The following is a 16,836-nucleotide window of genomic DNA, read 5'->3' on the forward strand; positions in this document are numbered from 1 at the left end:
TCATCCACCGAAGTGGACGGGGTATCAACTTCTGGCGTTGATTTTTGGCACGCTGTTGAGTTCTCAAGGAACGGACGCTTCCTTTGTACTCACCCTCTCGGGCTTTCCTCCGGGCTTCGTTCTTCGTTTCCGACTCTATCAGACTCTTTCGTGTCCGATTCCCGGTCGAAGCGGGTTTCGCTTTCCAGTTCCTCGCTTTCGCGTTTCCCTTTCCGGCGGTTCCAACTCTACCAGATTCTTTTCCCGCTCCGTTTACCGGAGTTGAATTCGAATTCGGTGGCCGTTGGGGGCCCTGCCTTTCGGCGTGTCCACTACGTTAGCGGTTTTCCCTGGTGGCTCATAATCGAGCCGCCGGTTTGAATTCAGGCATGCCGAATTCATCCCCGTCAGGGTGATCGCAGTAGTGGGTTGGCCGCCTCCGGAGGGCTGCAGAAGCAGTGCTCCGTATCAAGCGGCTCGGGCTACGTTAGGCGTCGGCCAGGAGTGAGTCAAGTTGAGCGGCGGCGTGGCGCGTGGGCTCGGTAGGGGCTCACCGTGGGGTCCCGGGTGATCCAGAACCGGTACGGATGCTCCGCGCCCGCTCCTCCCACTCCGGTGCGGGGGCCGGTACTGACCAGGGCGGAATCCGCGGGCGTGCCCGCGAGGACGGACAGGGGGGCGGCGCCGCCCGCGCAGAGGTCGACGCCGTCCAGGGAGCGGTCGACGGCCAGGGCGGTCGCGAGCCGGGCCGGTCCTTTGGCCAGTTCCTTGTCTGCTTTGGCCGAGAGTCGACGTTTGCGGGCCAGCTCGGTACCCACGGTGACCTCTCCGGCCCGGAGCAGGACACCGCTCGCGCGGTCCGCCGGCCCGCACACCAGGTTGAGGCTGAACCACATGCCGTAGATGAAGTAGACGTACGCGTGTCCGGGCGGACCGAACATCGACGCGTTGCGCGCGGTGCGGCCGCGGTAGGCGTGGGAGCCCGGGTCGTCCTCCCCCTCGTACGCCTCCACCTCCGTGATGCGCAGTTCCATCGGCCCCTCGGGGGTGCGGCGGACCAGCGTGCGGCCCAGGAGCTCCGGGGCCACGGTGAGGGCCGGGCGGTCGAAGAATGCCCGGGTCAGGGGCGTACGGTCGGGGCGCGCGCTCATCCGGTCGAGCGTAGTGGAACGCCTGCCGCGGCGACCGGGCCTTAGGGTTTCGCGTGTGTAGGGGTACGTCCGTGCCGTGCACGTCTCTTCAAGGGGAGTCAGGAACATGGGGTTCAGGAAGCTGCTCGCGAGCCTGGGTGCCGGTGGTGCTTCGGTGGACACGGTCATCACCGAGCCGAACGTGGTGCCCGGTGGGATCGTCCAGGGCGAGGTCCGCATCCAGGGCGGGTCCGTGGAGCAGCAGATCGAGGGGCTGAACATCGGCCTCCAGGCACGGGTCGAGGTGGAGAGCGGCGACCAGGAGCTGAAGCAGGACATCGTCTTCACCAAGCAGCGGCTCGGGGGTGCCTTCCAGGTGCAGGCGGGCGCGCTGCACGTGGTGCCGTTCAGCCTGGAGGTTCCGTGGGAGACCCCGGTGACCCACTTCGGGGGTCAGCACCTGCACGGGATGAACATCGGGGTGAGCACCGAGCTGGAGATCGCGCGGGCGGTCGACGCGGGTGACCTGGACCCGATCAACGTGCACCCGCTGCCGGCGCAGCAGGCGCTGCTGGACGCCTTCGGGCAGCTCGGCTTCCGTTTCCGCAGCGCGGACATGGAGCGCGGGCACATCCGCGGGACCCGGCAGACGCTGCCGTTCTACCAGGAGATCGAGTTCCTGCCGCCGTCGCAGTACCGGGGGCTGAACCAGGTCGAGCTGACCTTCGTCGCCGACGGCCACGAGATGGACGTCGTGCTGGAGATGGACAAGAAGCCGGGGCTGTTCTCCGAGGGCAGTGACACCTACCGCTGCTTCCAGGTCGGGCTGCAGTCCTACCAGGGCACGGACTGGGCGGGTTACCTCAACCAGTGGATCGCTTCCGTCGGTTCGCAGCGCAACTGGTTCTAGGCTCCTTTCCGTACGACGACGTACGGGTTCCGTCAACGGAGGTTGAGCAGTGTCCGACCAGAGCAGAGCGCCCCTTCCGCACGCCTTCCACCCCGAGGTGCACGCCTTCACCGTCGAGAGCCGCGACCTCGCGCCGGGGGCGGACCTGGGCGACGCGCAGGTGCTGGCGGGCGGGAACCTCTCGCCGCAGCTGCGGTGGGAGGGGTTCCCGGAGGGGACGAAGAGCTTCGCGGTGACCTGCTTCGACCCGGACGCCCCGACGGGCAGCGGTTTCTGGCACTGGGTGCTCTTCGACCTGCCGGCGTCGGTCACCGAGCTGCCGGTCGGGGCGGGCAGCGGTTCCTTCCCGGGGCTGCCGGCCGGGGCCGTGCACGTGCGCAACGACTACGGCACCCGTGACTTCGGCGGGGCGGCGCCGCCGGCCGGGGAGCGGCACCGGTACGTGTTCACCGTGTACGCGGTGGACACCGAGAAGCTGGGGCCGGACGCGGACGTCTCGCCCGCCGTGGTCGGGTTCAACCTGCGTTTCCACACGCTCGGGCGTGCCCAGCTGGTCGGTGAGTTCGAGGCCCCGGCGGGCTGAGTTCTCCGAGCGTTTGCCCGGTCCTGGTCTAAAGACGACCAGGACCGGGCATTTTTATTGCGTTGTCCCCGGTGGCGGGCGCGGCCAGAGTGGTTCCGGGCCCCGTCGCCAGGGTGGTCGCGGGCCTGCACACGGGAGGTGGGCGAGATGCGGGACACGCTGGTGCTGAATGCGAGCTTCGAGCCGCTGTCGACGGTGACGCTGAACCGGGCGGTGGTTCTGGTCCTCCAGGACAAGGCCGTCGTCGAACAGTCGCATCCCGAACTCCGTGTGCGCGGCGCCACGATGGACCTTCCGATGCCCCGGGTGATCCGGCTGTGCAGGTACGTCAGGGTGCCCTTCCGAAGACATGCTCCCTGGTCACGGCGGGGTGTGCTGGCGCGTGACCAGCACCGGTGCGCTTACTGCGGGAAGCGTGCGACCACCGTGGACCACGTGGTGCCGAGGGCTCAGGGCGGTGGGGACACCTGGTTGAACACGGTGGCTTCCTGCGCCGTGGACAACCACCGCAAAGCGGCCAGGACTCCGGAGGAGGCGGGGATGCCGTTGCTCCGCAGGCCCTTCGTGCCCTCTCCGGCGGACGCGATGCTGCTGGCCATGGGGGCGGGCATCCGGGAGGAGCTGCCCGAGTGGCTGGAGCGGATCGCGTAGCCGGATGACGGCCGCTGCCCGCTGGGCGTACGTACGATCTACGTCGTGATGCGTAGATTTCCTACGTCGCTCAGCGGAGCAGTAGCTGGACGATGGCCACCAGGCCGACCACGACGATGAGGGCCCGCAGGGCGGTCGGCGGGAGCTTGCGGCCGACCTTGGCGCCGATCTGGCCGCCGAGCGTGGAGCCGACCGCGATGAGCAGGACGGCCGTCCAGTCGAATTCGGCGACGAAGAGGAAGAACACCGCCGCGATGCCGTTGACCAACGCCGCGACGATGTTCTTGACGGCATTGACCCGCTGCATGTCCTCGCGGAGCAGCGAGCCCATCAGGCCGAGGTAGAGCACGCCCTGGGCGGCCCCGAAGTAGCCGCCGTAGGCGCTGGAGAGCAGCATGCCGGTCAGCAGGACCGGACCGCCGTCGGGGTGCGTTCCCTCGCCTCCGGCGGCTTCCTGGCGTCGGCGCACGGACGCGGCGATCCGCGGTTGGAGGACGACCAGGACGAGGGCCAGTCCGATCAGGACCGGCACGATCGTGTCGAAGGAGTCGGACGGCAGGTTCAGGAGCAGGACGGCCCCCGCGAGTCCGCCGACGAGGGACACGGCGCCGAGGCGCAGGACCCGGCCGCCCTGCCCCTTGAGTTCCTTGCGGTAGCCGATGGCTCCGCTGATCGAACCGGGCACCAGGCCGAGCGTGTTGGAGACGTTGGCGGTGACCGGTGACAGGCCGGTGGCCAGGAGCACCGGGAAGGTGATCAGGGTGCCCGAACCGACGATGGTGTTGATCGTGCCGGCGCCGATGCCGGCCGCGAAGACCGCGAGTGCTTCCCAGATGGACAACGCCATCCCCCTTGCATGAGTGGGTCGCCTCCCCGCCGTGAAGGTCGAGGGGCCGGACCGATCATGCCCGAGGGAGGGCGAGTCCTAGTCGATCGGGGGCTGTTCGCGGCGGTCGGGGGCGGCCGGCTGCTCGTCCTTGCGGTGCAGGCCGTTGGAACCGCCGCCCATGGGGCCGAAGTTGCCGATGGCTCCGCTGAGCCCCTTGAGGGCGTCGCCGATCTCGCTGGGGACGATCCAGAGCTTGTTGGCGTCGCCCTCGGCGATCTTCGGGAGCATTTGGAGGTACTGGTAGGCGAGGAGCTTCTGGTCCGGGTCACCGGCGTGGATGGACTCGAAGACCGTACGGATCGCCTGGGCCTCGCCCTCGGCCCGGAGCGCGGCGGCCTTGGCGTCACCTTCGGCGCGCAGGATCGAGGACTGCTTCTCGCCCTCGGCGCGCAGGATCTCGGACTGGCGGACACCTTCGGCCTGGAGGATCGCGGCGCGCTTGTCGCGGTCGGCGCGCATCTGCTTCTCCATCGAGTCCTGGATGGAGGTCGGCGGCTCGATCGCCTTCAGCTCGACGCGGTTGACGCGGATGCCCCACTTGCCGGTGGCCTCGTCGAGGACGCCGCGCAGGGCCGCGTTGATCTCCTCGCGGGAGGTGAGGGTCCGCTCCAGGTCCATGCCGCCGATGATGTTGCGCAGGGTGGTGACGGTGAGCTGCTCGATGGCCTGGATGTAGCTGGCCACCTCGTACGTCGCGGCGCGGGCGTCGGTCACCTGGTAGTAGATGACCGTGTCGATGTTGACGACCAGGTTGTCCTGGGTGATCACCGGCTGCGGCGGGAAGGGGACGACCTGTTCGCGGAGGTCGATCCTGTTGCGGATCGAGTCGATGAACGGGACGACGATGTTCAGGCCCGCGTTGAGGGTGCGGGTGTAGCGCCCGAACCGTTCGACGATGGCCGCACTTGCTTGCGGGATCACCTGGATCGTCTTGACCAGTGCGATGAAGACGAGGATCACCAGAATGATCAGGACGATGATGATCGGTTGCATGCGGTTCCCCGTGCCCTTCCGGCTGTCTGTGCTGCCCCGTTGAGCGGAGTCTCGCAGACCGGGGGCCCGCGAGTCGGGTGCTTGGTCACATGACGTCACATGACGACGGCGGTCGCTCCGTCGATCTCCACGACGTCGACCTGCTGTCCGGGTTCGAAACTGCTGTCCGCGTCCAGGGTGCGGGCGGACCAGATCTCCCCGGCGAGCTTGATCCGGCCGCCGCTGCCGTCGACCCGTTCCGTGACGACGGCGCTGCGTCCCCTCAACGCGTCGATGCCGCTGCGGTGTTGGGGGCGTTGGTCGCGGTGCCGGTTGGCGATCGGGCGGACCACGGCGATCAGCGCCACCGAGACGATGACGAAGACCAGGAGCTGTACGGCCACTCCCCCGCCGAGTGCGGCCGTGACCGCCGCGGCGATCGCGCCGACGGCGAACATGCCGAACTCCGGCATCGCGGTGACGACCAGGGGGATCCCCAGCCCGACCGCGCCGATGAGCCACCACACCCATGCGTCGATGTTGGTCACATGGTCATGGTAGGTCGGGTGGGCGCGGTCCGGACAGGGTGCGCGGGGGCGGGGCTCAGCGGAGCGGCAGGCCCTGGGCGGTCCAGCGGTCGTTCTCGTTGCGCTCGACGAGCAGCGGCAGGCCGAAGCAGAGGGAGAGGTTGCGGGAGGTCAGTTCGAGGTCGATGGGACCGGCGGTGACGACCTTGCCCTGACGGATCAGGAGGACGTGCGTGAAGCCGGGGGCGATCTCCTCGACGTGGTGCGTGACCATGATCATGGAGGGGGCCAGCGGGTCGCGCGCGAGGCGGCCGAGGCGGCGTACGAGGTCCTCGCGGCCGCCGAGGTCCAGGCCGGCGGCGGGCTCGTCGAGGAGCAGCAGCTCGGGGTCGGTCATCAGGGCGCGGGCGATCAGGGTGCGCTTGCGCTCGCCCTCGGAGAGGGTGCCGAACTTCCGGTCGAGGTAGTCCGTCATCCCGAGGCGGTCGAGGAAGGCGCGGGCGCGCTGCTCGTCGATGTCCTCGTACTCCTCCTGCCAGGTCGCGGTCATGCCGTAGGCGGCGGTGAGCACGGTCTCCAGGACGGTCTGGCGCTTGGGGAGCTTGTCGGCCATCGCGATGCCGGCGACGCCGATGCGCGGGCGCAGGTCGAAGACGTTGACCTTGCCGAGGGTGCTGCCGAGGATGGTGGCGCTGCCGCTGCTCGGGAAGAGGTAGCTGGAGGCGACATTGAGCAGGGTCGTCTTCCCGGCGCCGTTGGGGCCGAGGATCGCCCAGCGCTCCCCCTCCTTGACCGACCAGGAGACCTGGTCCACCAGAGCGCGGCCCTCGCGGACCACGGATACGTCCACCAGTTCCAGAACGTCGCTCATGAGCGTGTTGTCTCCCCTTGCAGTGTCGGTTCTCTTGTGCGCCTGTAGGCGCAGCCCCAGGGGAAAACCTACGCCACTCGGAGGGGGCCGCGGTCGCCAGGCCGAGCGGGACGGGTTCCGGGGGCGGGTTACTAAGGTGGGGGCATGCTTGTGGAACCACGTTCAGGGCGGCTGGCCGCCTGGGGGAACTCGTTGTTGGCCGGCCTCGTCTCGCCCGACGACGCCGTCTTGTCGATCGTCGGTACGGATGCCGTGCACCGGGTGGCGGGGCTGCCGGGCGAGGGCGGGCCGGTCGGGCTGACGCTCGCGCTCGGGCGGCTGCGGGCCATGGGGGTCACCGGCCTGCGCGTGGCGCTGCCCGCGCCGGGGCATCCGCTGGGCCTGAGCGGCCCGCCGGACTTCAACGCGCGGGCGCTGGAGGCCGAGGAGGCCGTGGTCGCCGTCGGCGCGGCGCTGGGGCTCGTACCGGAGGTGACGGAGGCCGGGCCCGCGGGCGACGTGCACGTCGAGGTGGTGTGGCACTGCCTGCCGGTACGGGAGGCCCCGCCCGCGGACGTGCCCTCGCTGGGCGAGGCGGAGCGGGAGCTGGCGGAGGCGCTGCGCGAGGCGACGGTCGTGCTGACCCGGCTGGACGTGGCGGCCTCGGGGCCGGTGGCCGAGGCGGCGATGTCGGCGTACCGGGCGCGGGCGGAGGCGGGGCGGGAGGTGCTGGCCCCGGGCTATCCGCCGCGGGCGGTGCGGGTGCTGTCGCTGGCGCAGCGGATCGCCCTGCTGGTGTCCCTGGCGTACGAGCGGGGGCACGGCGGGGCGGTGGCCGCGTCGGAGATGGCCGCGCGCGCGGAGGCCCTGCGGCCGGTGGAGCGGGTGGCGCGGCGGGCCCAGGTGGCGGCCTACAACGCGTACGTGGAGGAGCGGGAGCGCGGCTAGCCCCGGCGGTCCGGGCGTGCCGGGGCCCCCGCTTCCCGGGGAGAGAGGGGGAAGGGGGGCCGCGGAACGCGGGGGCGTTAGTTGTTGACGCCGGTGTTGCCGAAGGCGCCGTTCAGCAGGCCGATGACGTTGACCGAGTTGCCGACCGCGTTCACGGGGACGTGCACGGGGACCTGGAGCAGGTTCCCGGAGGCCACGCCGGGCGAGTTCAGGGCCTCGCCCTCCGCGGACGCACCGCCGTGCGCCGAGGAGACACCGGCGCCGACGGCGACGAGGCCACCCGCGATCATGGTGACGGCTGCGGCCTTCTTGATGTTCTTCACGTTCTCGTCCTCCAGTACGTCTGCCGCGGCGAGCCGCCGCGGCACGCCCTGGAGAACGGGCCCGTCGGCGATCGGGATACGCCATGTGGGCTACATACACCCGACCGTATGAATCTCGGTCCGGCAGCGGAACGGTCGGATCCGGCCGGTCAGTCGGCGATCCCGTGCCTGACCGCCCACAACGCCGCCTGTGTGCGGTCGGCGACGTCCAGCTTCATCAGGATGTTCGAGACGTGCGTCTTGACCGTCTTCTCGGAGAGGACGAGGGCCCGCGCGATCTCCCGGTTCGAGCGCCCGTCGGCGATGTGCCCGAGGACCTCGCGCTCCCGGTCGGTCAGGGATCCGCCGCGGCCCGGGGTCGGGCCCTGCTCGTCCTGGGAGAGCAGCGCCTCGGCGACCTCCGGCTGGAGCAGGACGTGCCCGGCGTGGACGGAGCGGATGGCTCCGGCCAGTGCGTCGGGGTCGATGTCCTTGTAGACGTATCCGGCGGCGCCCGCGCGCAGGGCGGGGACCACGGTGCGCTGCTCCGTGAAGCTGGTGACGATCAGGACCCGGGCGGCGTTCCCCAGCTCGCGCAGCCGCCGCAGGGCGTCGAGGCCGTCGGCGCCGGGCATCTTGATGTCCATGAGGATCACGTCGGGCCGCAGCTCCTCGGCCCGGGCGGCTCCCTCCGCGCCGTCGGCGGCCTCTCCGACCACCTCGATGTCGTCCTGTACCTCCAGGAACGTGCGCAGGCCGCGCCGGACGACCTGGTGGTCGTCGACGAGCAGCACCTTGATGGGGGCCGTACGGGTCGTACGGGCCGGTGTGTCAGCCACCGGGGACCTCCATTTCGATCGTGGTGCCCGCACCGGGCGCCGATTGGACGGTGAGGCGGCCGCCGGCGCCGCTCGCCCGGTCCCGCATGGAGACCAGGCCGAGGTGGCGGCCGGCCTTGCGGACGGCCTGGGGGTCGAAGCCGCTGCCGGAGTCGACGACCTTCAGCAGCGCCCCGCCGCCGGGGGTGCGGCTCAGGGTGACGGCGACCCGGTCGGCGCCGGAGTGGCGCAGGGCGTTGTGGAGGGCCTCCTGGGAGACCCGCAGGAGCGCCTCCTCCTGGGAGGCGGGCAGGGCGCGCACGCCGTCGCAGAGGAAGGTGACGTGGGCGCCGTGGGCGCGGTCCAGGACCTTGACCTGGTTGCGCAGGGTCGCGACGAGGCCGTCCTCGTCGAGGGCGGTGGGGCGCAGCTCCACGACGGCGGCCCGCAGCTCGTCGGCGGCCTCCGCGGCGAGGGCGGTGACCTGGTGCAGCTCCTCCTTGGCCCGGGCGGGGTCGCGGTCCACCAGGGCGGTGGCGGCCTGGGCGGTGAGGCGCAGCGAGAAGAGCTTCTGGCTGACGGCGTCGTGCAGCTCGTGGGCGAGCCGGGAGCGCTCCTCGGCGATGGTCAGCTCGCGGCTGCGTTCGTAGAGGCGGGCGTTGGTCAGGGCGATGGCCGCGTGCTGGGCGAGGATGCCGAGGAGGGACTCGTCCTCTTCCGTGAAGCCGCCTTCCTCTTCCGCGGGGCGGGCGCCGCGCTTGTTGGCGAGGAAGAGGGCGCCGAGGGTCTCCTCGCCGTCGCGGATCGGCAGGCCGAGGAAGTCGGACATGTCGGGGTGGGCCGCGGGCCAGCCGCCGAAGCGCGGGTCGCGGCGGACGTCGGCCAGCCGCTCGGGGGTGTCCTGGTGGAGCATCGCCGCGAGGATGCCGTGCTGGCGGGGCAGCGGGCCGATGCGGCGCCACTGCTCCTCGCTGATGCCGTCCACGACGAACTGGGCGAAGCCGCCGTGGTCGTCCGGGACGCCGAGGGCGGCGTACTCGGCGTCGAGGAGCTCGCGGGCCGAGACGACGATCGTCTTGAGCACGTCGCGGACCTCCAGGTGCCGGCTCATGGCGAGCAGTGCGGTGCTCACCGCGGCCAGCCCGGTGCGGGTTCCGTCGGGTCCGTTGCGCATGGGGTCACCGTACTCGCGGCCGTGACCTGCGGAATCGGGCCCGAGAACTAGGGCCGGTCGTCCCGGGGCGTAGGTCCGCGGGTGGGGGCCGGTCCGACCGCGGGCGGGGCGCCGTACGCCGGTGGGAGGGCGTGGAGCGGGGGGTCGGTCTGCCTTTCGCAGGAGGCCGCGGGTCCCCGGTGTCCGACTCAAGGAGGAGAACGCTCACCATCTGCATTGCTGTCGCAACGCACGGTGAGAACGTTACGTGCTCGATGTGAGCCCGCGCATAGGACGCAGATCACTTACGAAGCTGCCTAGTGGACGGATAAAGGTCCTGTCAGGGCTGATGGGAGGGGCTCTGGGGTCCGGCGGGGGGTCATCGCGGGGCCCCCTGATCCACTATCGCGCTTCGTATGTCACACCTTTGCCACAGGATTTTGCCGCCGCTAACAATGGCTCCCGTCGCACAGCGCCGCGGATCAACACCCCCCGGCGCTTTCCTGCGGCCCCCGCTATTCGAAGAGGTTGCCCACGCATGTCCGAGACCAGCACCCCCGGCCACAGTCGTCTGACCAAGGGCCACAAGCTGTCGATCGCCGGTGTCGCCACCCTCGGCGCCGCCGCCCTCGCGTTCTCCCTCGTTCCGGCCGGAACGAGCGAGGCCACCGAGACGGTCGTCGCCGCCCCCGTGGCCTGGACCCAGGCCGTGGACGGCGCGCAGGCGAAGACCCTGCAGCAGCACCTCACCGCGCAGCAGGTCGTCGCGGACAAGCAGGCCAAGGACGCGGCGAAGGCCAAGGCCGACGCCGCCGCCGCGAAGAAGGAGCGCGCGGACAAGGAAGCCGCGAGCCGCTCCGCCGCGCGCAAGCCGATGTACGCGAACAACCTTGACGGATGGATCAAGGAGTCGCTCGCGATCATGAAGGCGAACAACATTCCGGGCTCGTACAACGGGCTCTACAAGAACATCATGCGCGAGTCCAGCGGCAACCCGCGCGCGATCAACAACTGGGACATCAACGCCAAGAACGGCATCCCCTCGATGGGTCTGCTCCAGGTCATCCGCCCGACCTTCCTGGCGTACCACGTGGCGGGCACCCCGCTCGACCAGTACCACCCGGTCGCCAACATCGTCGCCGCGGCCAACTACGCCGCCGACCGTTACGGCTCGATCGACAACGTCAACAGCGCCTACTGAGCCCTGCTCGGCCATTGACGTCACCCCAAGCCCCCATGCGCCACAGGGCGGCCCCCGGAGTTCCGGGTGCCGCCCTGTGGCGTTCGTGCGTGCGGGTCCGTGCGCGCGTGCGGGTTACTTGCGCATGACCTCGGGCTCGTGGCGGCGCAGCAGGCGCGCCACCGCGAAGCCGCAGGCGATGCCGATGAGCAGCAGGATGGTGATGTTCAGGCCCCACTGGCCGATCGAGTGGTCCCACAGCGGGTCGGTGTTGGTGGGGTTGTCGCGGTCCCACGGCGGCATGAGCTTGCCGAGGTTCAGCGTGGTGCCGGCGGCCGCGATGGCCCAGCGGGAGGGCATCAGCCAGGCGACCTGCTCCAGGCCCACGGAGTCGTAGACCTTGAAGAGGATGCCGGTGAACACGACCTGGACGATCGCGAACATGACCAGCAGCGGCATGGTCTTCTCGGCGGTCTTCACCAGCGAGGAGATCACCAGGCCGAACATCATCGAGGTGAAGCCCAGCGCCGTGACGGACAGGCACAGCTCGACGGCCGGCGGCATGAGCAGGCCCTCGGTGGGCAGGTCGCGCGGGATGAAGCCGATCGCGCAGATGACGACGCCCTGGATGGCCGTGATGACGCCGAGGACGATCACCTTGGACATCAGGTACGCCGACCGGGACAGGCCGGTGGCGCGCTCGCGCTCGTAGATCACCCGTTCCTTGATCAGCTCACGGACCGAGTTCGCGGCGCCCGAGAAGCACATGCCGACGCAGAGGATCAGCATGATCGTGCCCGCGTCGCCGTTGAAGTTCGACGGCGGGGTCGGGGGCGCGAGCCCGAAGGTGGCCGGGATGACCGTGGAGACCACGCCGAGGACCGCGGGCAGGATCAGCATCAGGCCGATGAAGCCCTTGTCCGAGGCGATGACCGAGGTGTAGCGGCGGATCAGCGTCCACAGCTGCGAGCCGTAGCCCTGCGGCTTGGGCGGGCGCATCTGCTGCGCGGGCGGCATCGCGACCGACTGCGGGGCGACGGCGTCGATGTCGGCGGCGTAGAGCTGGAAGTGCTGCGAGCCCTTCCAGCGGCCGGCCCAGTCGTAGTCGCGGTAGTTCTCGAAGGCGGAGAACACGTCGGCCCAGGTGGTGTAGCCGAAGAAGTTCAGCGCCTCGTCCGGCGGGCCGAAGTACGCGACCGATCCGCCCGGTGCCATGACCAGCAGCTTGTCGCAGATGGCCAGCTCGGCGACCGAGTGGGTGACGACGAGGACGGTGCGGCCGTCGTCGGCGAGGCCGCGCAGCAGCTGCATGACGTCGCGGTCCATGCCCGGGTCGAGGCCGGAGGTGGGCTCGTCCAAGAAGATCAGGGACGGCTTGGTCAGCAGTTCCAGGGCCACGGAGACGCGCTTGCGCTGACCACCGGACAGCGAAGTGATCTTCTTGTCCTTGTGGATGTCGAGCTTGAGCTCGCGCAGCACCTCGTCGATGCGGGCGGCGCGCTCGGACTCGGCGGTGTCGCCGGGGAAGCGGAGCTTGGCCGCGTACTTGAGGGCCGTGCTGACCTTCAGCTCCTTGTGCAGGATGTCGTCCTGCGGGACCAGGCCGATGCGCTGGCGGAGCTCCGCGAACTGCTTGTACAGGTTGCGGTTGTCGTAGAGCACGTCGCCCTGGTCGGCGGGCCGGTAGCCGGTGAGCGCCTTGAGCAGGGTGGACTTGCCGGAGCCGGAGGGGCCGATGACACCGATCAGCGACTTCTCCGGGACGCCGAAGGTGACGTCCTTGAGGATCTGCTTGCCGCCGTCGACCGTGACCGTGAGGTGGCGGGCCGAGAAGGAGACGTCACCGGTGTCGACGAACTCCTCGAGGCGGTCGCCGACGATCCGGAAGGTGGAGTGGCCCACGCCGACGATGTCGTTGGGACCGAGCAGCGCCGTACCGGACTTCGCCAACGGCTGGCCGTTGACGTAGGTGCCGTTGTGGCTGCCGAGGTCGTGGATCTCGAAGCGGCCGCCCGGCATCGAGCGGAACTCCGCGTGCAGGCGGGAGACCTGGAGGTCGGAGACGACCAGCTCGTTCTCCAGCGCGCGGCCGATGCGCATGACGTGGCCCAGTTCCAGGTGGTGGAACGTGGTCGGGCTGCGGTCGCTGTAGCCCTGGCCGCCGGGCTGCTGCTGCGGGGCGCCCTGCTGCTGCGGGACGTGCGGCTGCTGCTGCGGCGGCTGGTACTGCGGGGCCGCCTGCTGCTGCGGCTGCTGGTACGCCTGCTGCTGCGGGGCGGCCTGCTGCCACGCCTGCTGCTGGGCCGGCGCCTGGTGCGCGGCGGCCGACTGCGGGGCGGCCGCCACGGCGGCGACGGTCAGATTCAGCCGCGGCCCGTCCTGCGCGTTGCCGAGGTGCACCGGCGTTCCGGGCACCAACTCGGTCTGCTGGACCCGGGCACCGTGCACGTAGGTGCCGTTGGTGCTGCCGTGGTCCTCGATCCCCCAACCCCGCCCGTTCCAGCTGATGGTGGCATGGCGCCACGACACCCTGGCGTCATCGATCGCCACGTCACCCTGGGGGTCGCGCCCCAGGGAGTACGACCTGGACGGATCGAGCGTCCAGGTCCTGCCATTCAATTCCAGTACGTGTTCCGGCACTCCAGCCCCACTTTTTGTCCCCCGAGGATCCCCCTGACGTCAGGGAGTCTAGGGATGGCGAACATCCGGGGGAACTATTTCAGGCCCGGGGCCACAAGGGGAATCCGGGCTGCGCCGAAACCGTCTACGCGGCCGTCGCGCGGCCCTACGGAGGTCCGTTGACGGGGTCGGAAATCCGCCCGAGAGTGGTGAGGACCGACATAGGGGACGGGGATCGGGGGTCCGCCCATGCACCGGATGCGCTGGGGCGAGGCGGTCCTGTCCGCCGTGGCCGCCGTCGGTTGGTCCCTGATCGTGATGGCCGGGGTCGCCGCCCTCGGGCTGCACCTGCTCGGCGCGGACGCGGCGGGCGGCTCGCTCGGGGCGATGACGGCCGCCGTGGTGGTGCTGGCGATGGGCGGTACGGTCACCCCGACCGGGGACGTGTCGGTCTTCGGCGTGGCCGGGGCGGGGGCGCGGACGGGCCTGGACGTCATGCCGTTGGGGGTGGCGCTGGCCGGGGCGCTGGTGCTCGGCCTCTTCTTCCTGCGCTCGCTGCGGGTGGGTGCGGGGCCCGGCGAACTCGGCGCGCGGGCCGCCCTGGTGGCCGTCCTGCTCGTCGCGACGGCGGGTGCGCTCGGGTGGTTCGGCCACGATGTGGTCACCCTGGACGGGGCGTTGCTGCCGCGGACCCCGGCCAAGGTGGTGATCCCGGGGATCGGGGACGTCGGCGGGCTGCTGCCCGACCGGGTCGGGGACCTGATCGGGGCCCGGGCCCGGGTGGGCTTCGCGGTGGAGACCGGGCCGACCCTGCGGGGCGCGGCGGTGTGGGTGTGCGGGGTGCTCGCGGTGGCGCTGCTGGCTTCGCGACGCGGGCCGGCGGTCCTGGCCCGGCTGCGGCCCGCGGTGTCGGCGGTGCTGGCGATGGTGCTGGTGGCGGTGGTGGCCGGGCTGGGCGCCGCGGTGTGGGCGGCGGCCGGGGACGCGCATCCCGGCCGGGTGCTGGGGGCGGCGCTGCTGGGGGCGCCGAACGGGGCGTGGGTCGGGGTGCTGCTGGGGCTGTTCGTGCCCTTCGACGGGCGGGTGACGGGGGACGCGGCGCGGCTGCTGCCGGATCCGGTGGACCGGTTGTTCGGGGTGCCGGGGGCGGGGTCCCGGGCGGTGACGGTGGGGCGGCTGGCGGAGTACGACCAGCGGGTGTGGCTGCTGGTGGTGGGCGTGGCGCTGCTGCTGCTGTACGCGGGGACGCTGGCGGCCGTACGGACTCCCGGGCGCGGGGTGGTGGGGTGCGCGGTGCGGCTGGGGGCGGTGGTCGGGGTGGCGCTGGGGGCGCTGGTGTGGCTGACGGGGTTGTCGGCGAACGCGTCGTTGGCGGTGCTGGGGGTGGACGCGGTGGGGGCCGGGGTGGAGCTGCGGGGGGACGTGGCCGTCGCGGTGGTGCTGGGCGGGGTGTGGGGGGTGGTGGCCGGCGGAGCGGGGGCGGTGCTGGTCCGGGGGGTGGCCGGTGCGGGTGCCGGTGCCGGTGCGGGTGCGGGTGCGGGTGCGGGTGCCGGTGCGGGTCGTTTGGCCTCCGGCGGCGCCTCAAACGCCGGCGGGGCTGGAATCGGGGCGGCCTGGGCCGGTGCGGATGCCGGTGCGGGGGCGGGTGCGGATCCTGGGGCCTCCGGCGGCGCCTCAAACGCCGGCGGGGCTGGAATCGGGGCGGGCCGGGGCGGTGCGGATGCGGGGGTGTACGGGAAGTACCGGGCCTATGGTCCCTACCTGCCTCCCTCGGCCCCTGATCCGGCGCCCGATCGTCCCAACCCGTACCGGGACCCCCCGGCCGGGGGCCCCGACCGGGGGCCGGGGACGGGGGCGGGATCGGGGAAAGGGGGCGGGGTGGGGCGTTCTCAGGATGAGACGGTGGCGGGAGGGCCGGTGCGGGGGCGGCCGGTGCGGCGGCCGTTCACGCCGCCTCCGCCGCCGGGGCCGCCGCCGGATCCGCCGCCGCGCTGAGCGGCACGGCGTCCGCTGGGCGGGACGGGGGATCACCTACGGGACCGGGGAAGATACGGTGAGGTCACCATGAGCGCTTCGCAGACCTCCGACGTCCCCACCCTCCTCGTCAAGATCTTCGGCAAGGACCGTCCCGGGATCACCGCCGGGCTGTTCGACACCCTCGCCGCCTACTCCGTCGACGTCGTCGACATCGAGCAGGTCGTCACCCGTGGCCGCATCGTCCTGTGCGCCCTCGTCACCCGGCCCGAGGTGGGCGGTGAGGGCGAGCTGCGCGCCACCGTGCACAGCTGGGCCGAGTCGCTCAAGCTGCAGGCCGAGATCATCTCCGGTACGGGCGACAACCGGCCGCGCGGTAGCGGTCGTTCCCACGTCACCGTGCTCGGCAATCCGCTGACCTCCGAGTCCACGGCGGCCATCGCCGCCCGGATCACGGCGATCGGCGGCAACATCGACCGCATCTTCCGCCTGGCCAAGTACCCCGTCACCGCCGTCGAATTCGCCGTCTCCGGCACCGAGACGGAGCCCCTGCGCACCTCGCTGGCGCTGGCCGCCAAGCACATCGGGGTGGACGTGGCCGTCGTATCGGCCGGTCTGCACCGCCGGGCGCAGCGGCTGGTCGTCATGGACGTGGACTCCACCCTCATCCAGGACGAGGTGATCGAGCTCTTCGCCGCGCACGCGGGCTGCGAGGACAAGGTCGCCGCCGTCACCGAGCAGGCGATGCGCGGTGAGCTGGACTTCGAGCAGTCGCTGCACGCCCGCGTGGCGCTGCTGGCGGGCCTGGACGTCTCGGTCGTGGACAAGGTCCGCGCGGAGGTCCGGCTCACCCCGGGCGCCCGGACCCTGATCCGCACGCTGAAGCGGTTGGGCTACCAGGTGGGCGTGGTCTCCGGCGGGTTCACCCAGGTGACCGACGACCTGCGCGAGCGGCTCGGCCTGGACTTCGCCGCGGCCAACACGCTGGAGGTCGAGGACGGCAAGCTGACCGGCCGGGTCACGGGCGAGATCGTGGACCGCGCGGGCAAGGCGCGGCTGCTGCGGCGCTTCGCCGCGGAGGCCGGGGTGCCGCTGGCCCAGACCGTGGCCATCGGCGACGGCGCGAACGACCTGGACATGCTGAACGCGGCCGGGCTGGGCGTGGCCTTCTGCGCCAAGCCGGTGGTCCGCGAGGCCGCGCACACCGCCGTGAACGTGCCGTTCCTCGACGCGGTGCTGTACCTGCTCGGGATCACCCGGGAAGAGGTCGAGGCCGCCGACCTGGCGTGAGGACGTGCTCCCGCCTCCCCTACGACGCCAACGGCGACGGGCCCCGGCAGTGTGCCGGGGC

General features: G+C 71.3%; 16 protein-coding genes. 7 read left to right on the forward strand and 9 right to left on the reverse strand.

Going from position 1 to position 16,836, the window contains the following annotated elements; genetic code table 11:
* Positions 1 to 488 precede the first annotated feature (488 nt).
* Entirely contained in the window at positions 489 to 1,130 is a 642-nt protein-coding gene (locus tag ACFWAR_RS37285; RefSeq protein ID WP_385787528.1) for a DNA-3-methyladenine glycosylase, read from the reverse strand.
* 106 nt (positions 1,131 to 1,236) lie between these two features.
* Here ACFWAR_RS37285 and ACFWAR_RS37290 point away from each other — a divergent pair, with 106 nt between their 5' ends.
* From ACFWAR_RS37290 to ACFWAR_RS37300, 3 genes are all read left to right on the forward strand, one after another.
* Positions 1,237 to 2,019, forward strand: a complete 783-nt coding sequence (locus ACFWAR_RS37290) for a sporulation protein (RefSeq protein WP_385787531.1) — start codon at positions 1,237 to 1,239, stop codon at positions 2,017 to 2,019.
* A 49-nt stretch (positions 2,020 to 2,068) separates the two neighbouring features.
* Positions 2,069 to 2,602: a YbhB/YbcL family Raf kinase inhibitor-like protein gene (locus tag ACFWAR_RS37295; RefSeq protein ID WP_385787534.1), complete on the forward strand. Its 534-nt coding sequence runs from the start codon at positions 2,069 to 2,071 to the stop codon at positions 2,600 to 2,602.
* 147 nt (positions 2,603 to 2,749) lie between these two features.
* Positions 2,750 to 3,253 (forward strand): HNH endonuclease, encoded by a 504-nt coding sequence (locus ACFWAR_RS37300; protein ID WP_354382299.1) that lies wholly within the window; start codon positions 2,750 to 2,752, stop codon positions 3,251 to 3,253.
* A 70-nt stretch (positions 3,254 to 3,323) separates the two neighbouring features.
* Here ACFWAR_RS37300 and ACFWAR_RS37305 read toward each other — a convergent pair whose 3' ends face one another.
* The 4 genes from ACFWAR_RS37305 to ACFWAR_RS37320 form a co-directional block, all read right to left on the reverse strand.
* A complete protein-coding gene (locus tag ACFWAR_RS37305; protein ID WP_385787537.1) occupies positions 3,324 to 4,100 on the reverse strand; it encodes a sulfite exporter TauE/SafE family protein in 777 nt (258 codons plus the stop codon).
* Between the two features lie 78 nt (positions 4,101 to 4,178).
* Positions 4,179 to 5,135: an SPFH domain-containing protein gene (locus ACFWAR_RS37310; protein WP_351049571.1), complete on the reverse strand. Its 957-nt coding sequence runs from the start codon at positions 5,133 to 5,135 to the stop codon at positions 4,179 to 4,181.
* A gap of 95 nt (positions 5,136 to 5,230) precedes the next feature.
* Positions 5,231 to 5,662: an NfeD family protein gene (locus ACFWAR_RS37315; RefSeq protein WP_385787540.1), complete on the reverse strand. Its 432-nt coding sequence runs from the start codon at positions 5,660 to 5,662 to the stop codon at positions 5,231 to 5,233.
* Positions 5,663 to 5,717: 55 nt separating this feature from the next.
* Complete coding sequence (locus tag ACFWAR_RS37320; protein ID WP_354382296.1) at positions 5,718 to 6,512, reverse strand: ABC transporter ATP-binding protein; 795 nt, start codon at positions 6,510 to 6,512, stop codon at positions 5,718 to 5,720.
* Positions 6,513 to 6,656: 144 nt separating this feature from the next.
* Here ACFWAR_RS37320 and ACFWAR_RS37325 point away from each other — a divergent pair, with 144 nt between their 5' ends.
* Entirely contained in the window at positions 6,657 to 7,439 is a 783-nt protein-coding gene (locus ACFWAR_RS37325) for a hypothetical protein (protein WP_385787543.1), read from the forward strand.
* A 77-nt stretch (positions 7,440 to 7,516) separates the two neighbouring features.
* Here ACFWAR_RS37325 and ACFWAR_RS37330 read toward each other — a convergent pair whose 3' ends face one another.
* From ACFWAR_RS37330 to ACFWAR_RS37340, 3 genes are all read right to left on the reverse strand, one after another.
* Positions 7,517 to 7,762, reverse strand: coding sequence for a chaplin (locus tag ACFWAR_RS37330; protein WP_385787561.1), 246 nt, complete (start codon positions 7,760 to 7,762; stop codon positions 7,517 to 7,519).
* Positions 7,763 to 7,911: 149 nt separating this feature from the next.
* Positions 7,912 to 8,580 (reverse strand): response regulator, encoded by a 669-nt coding sequence (locus tag ACFWAR_RS37335; RefSeq protein WP_385787546.1) that lies wholly within the window; start codon positions 8,578 to 8,580, stop codon positions 7,912 to 7,914.
* Entirely contained in the window at positions 8,573 to 9,733 is a 1,161-nt protein-coding gene (locus ACFWAR_RS37340) for a GAF domain-containing sensor histidine kinase (RefSeq protein ID WP_385787549.1), read from the reverse strand. Before ACFWAR_RS37340 ends, ACFWAR_RS37335 begins: the two co-directional genes overlap by 8 nt.
* A 517-nt stretch (positions 9,734 to 10,250) precedes the next feature.
* On the opposite strand from ACFWAR_RS37340, the gene ACFWAR_RS37345 reads away from it, so the two are divergent.
* A complete protein-coding gene (locus ACFWAR_RS37345) occupies positions 10,251 to 10,913 on the forward strand; it encodes a transglycosylase SLT domain-containing protein (RefSeq protein WP_385787552.1) in 663 nt (220 codons plus the stop codon).
* A gap of 114 nt (positions 10,914 to 11,027) precedes the next feature.
* Here the strand turns inward: ACFWAR_RS37345 and ACFWAR_RS37350 are convergent, their stop codons facing one another.
* Entirely contained in the window at positions 11,028 to 13,511 is a 2,484-nt protein-coding gene (locus ACFWAR_RS37350; RefSeq protein ID WP_385787564.1) for an FHA domain-containing protein, read from the reverse strand.
* Positions 13,512 to 13,760: 249 nt separating this feature from the next.
* On the opposite strand from ACFWAR_RS37350, the gene ACFWAR_RS37355 reads away from it, so the two are divergent.
* Together ACFWAR_RS37355 and serB are read left to right on the forward strand one after the other, a co-directional pair.
* The gene (locus ACFWAR_RS37355) at positions 13,761 to 15,506 is read left to right on the forward strand and encodes a streptophobe family protein (protein ID WP_385787555.1); all 1,746 of its coding nucleotides are present in this window, start codon (positions 13,761 to 13,763) and stop codon (positions 15,504 to 15,506) included.
* Positions 15,507 to 15,575: 69 nt separating this feature from the next.
* Complete coding sequence (gene serB / locus ACFWAR_RS37360; protein ID WP_385787558.1) at positions 15,576 to 16,775, forward strand: phosphoserine phosphatase SerB; 1,200 nt, start codon at positions 15,576 to 15,578, stop codon at positions 16,773 to 16,775.
* Positions 16,776 to 16,836: the final 61 nt, after the last annotated feature.

Source organism: Streptomyces sp. NPDC059917, assembly GCF_042730635.1.
GTDB lineage: Bacteria > Actinomycetota > Actinomycetes > Streptomycetales > Streptomycetaceae > Streptomyces.

Coding starts and splice junctions, on each gene's coding strand:
- ACFWAR_RS37285 (WP_385787528.1), bottom strand. CDS start 1,130: ATGAGCGCGCGCCCCGACCGTACGCCCCTGACCCGGGCATTCTTCGAC.
- ACFWAR_RS37290 (WP_385787531.1), top strand. CDS start 1,237: ATGGGGTTCAGGAAGCTGCTCGCGAGCCTGGGTGCCGGTGGTGCTTCG.
- ACFWAR_RS37300 (WP_354382299.1), top strand. CDS start 2,750: ATGCGGGACACGCTGGTGCTGAATGCGAGCTTCGAGCCGCTGTCGACG.
- ACFWAR_RS37305 (WP_385787537.1), bottom strand. CDS start 4,100: ATGGCGTTGTCCATCTGGGAAGCACTCGCGGTCTTCGCGGCCGGCATC.
- ACFWAR_RS37310 (WP_351049571.1), bottom strand. CDS start 5,135: ATGCAACCGATCATCATCGTCCTGATCATTCTGGTGATCCTCGTCTTC.
- ACFWAR_RS37320 (WP_354382296.1), bottom strand. CDS start 6,512: ATGAGCGACGTTCTGGAACTGGTGGACGTATCCGTGGTCCGCGAGGGC.
- ACFWAR_RS37325 (WP_385787543.1), top strand. CDS start 6,657: ATGCTTGTGGAACCACGTTCAGGGCGGCTGGCCGCCTGGGGGAACTCG.
- ACFWAR_RS37340 (WP_385787549.1), bottom strand. CDS start 9,733: ATGCGCAACGGACCCGACGGAACCCGCACCGGGCTGGCCGCGGTGAGC.
- ACFWAR_RS37345 (WP_385787552.1), top strand. CDS start 10,251: ATGTCCGAGACCAGCACCCCCGGCCACAGTCGTCTGACCAAGGGCCAC.
- ACFWAR_RS37355 (WP_385787555.1), top strand. CDS start 13,761: ATGCACCGGATGCGCTGGGGCGAGGCGGTCCTGTCCGCCGTGGCCGCC.
- serB (WP_385787558.1), top strand. CDS start 15,576: ATGAGCGCTTCGCAGACCTCCGACGTCCCCACCCTCCTCGTCAAGATC.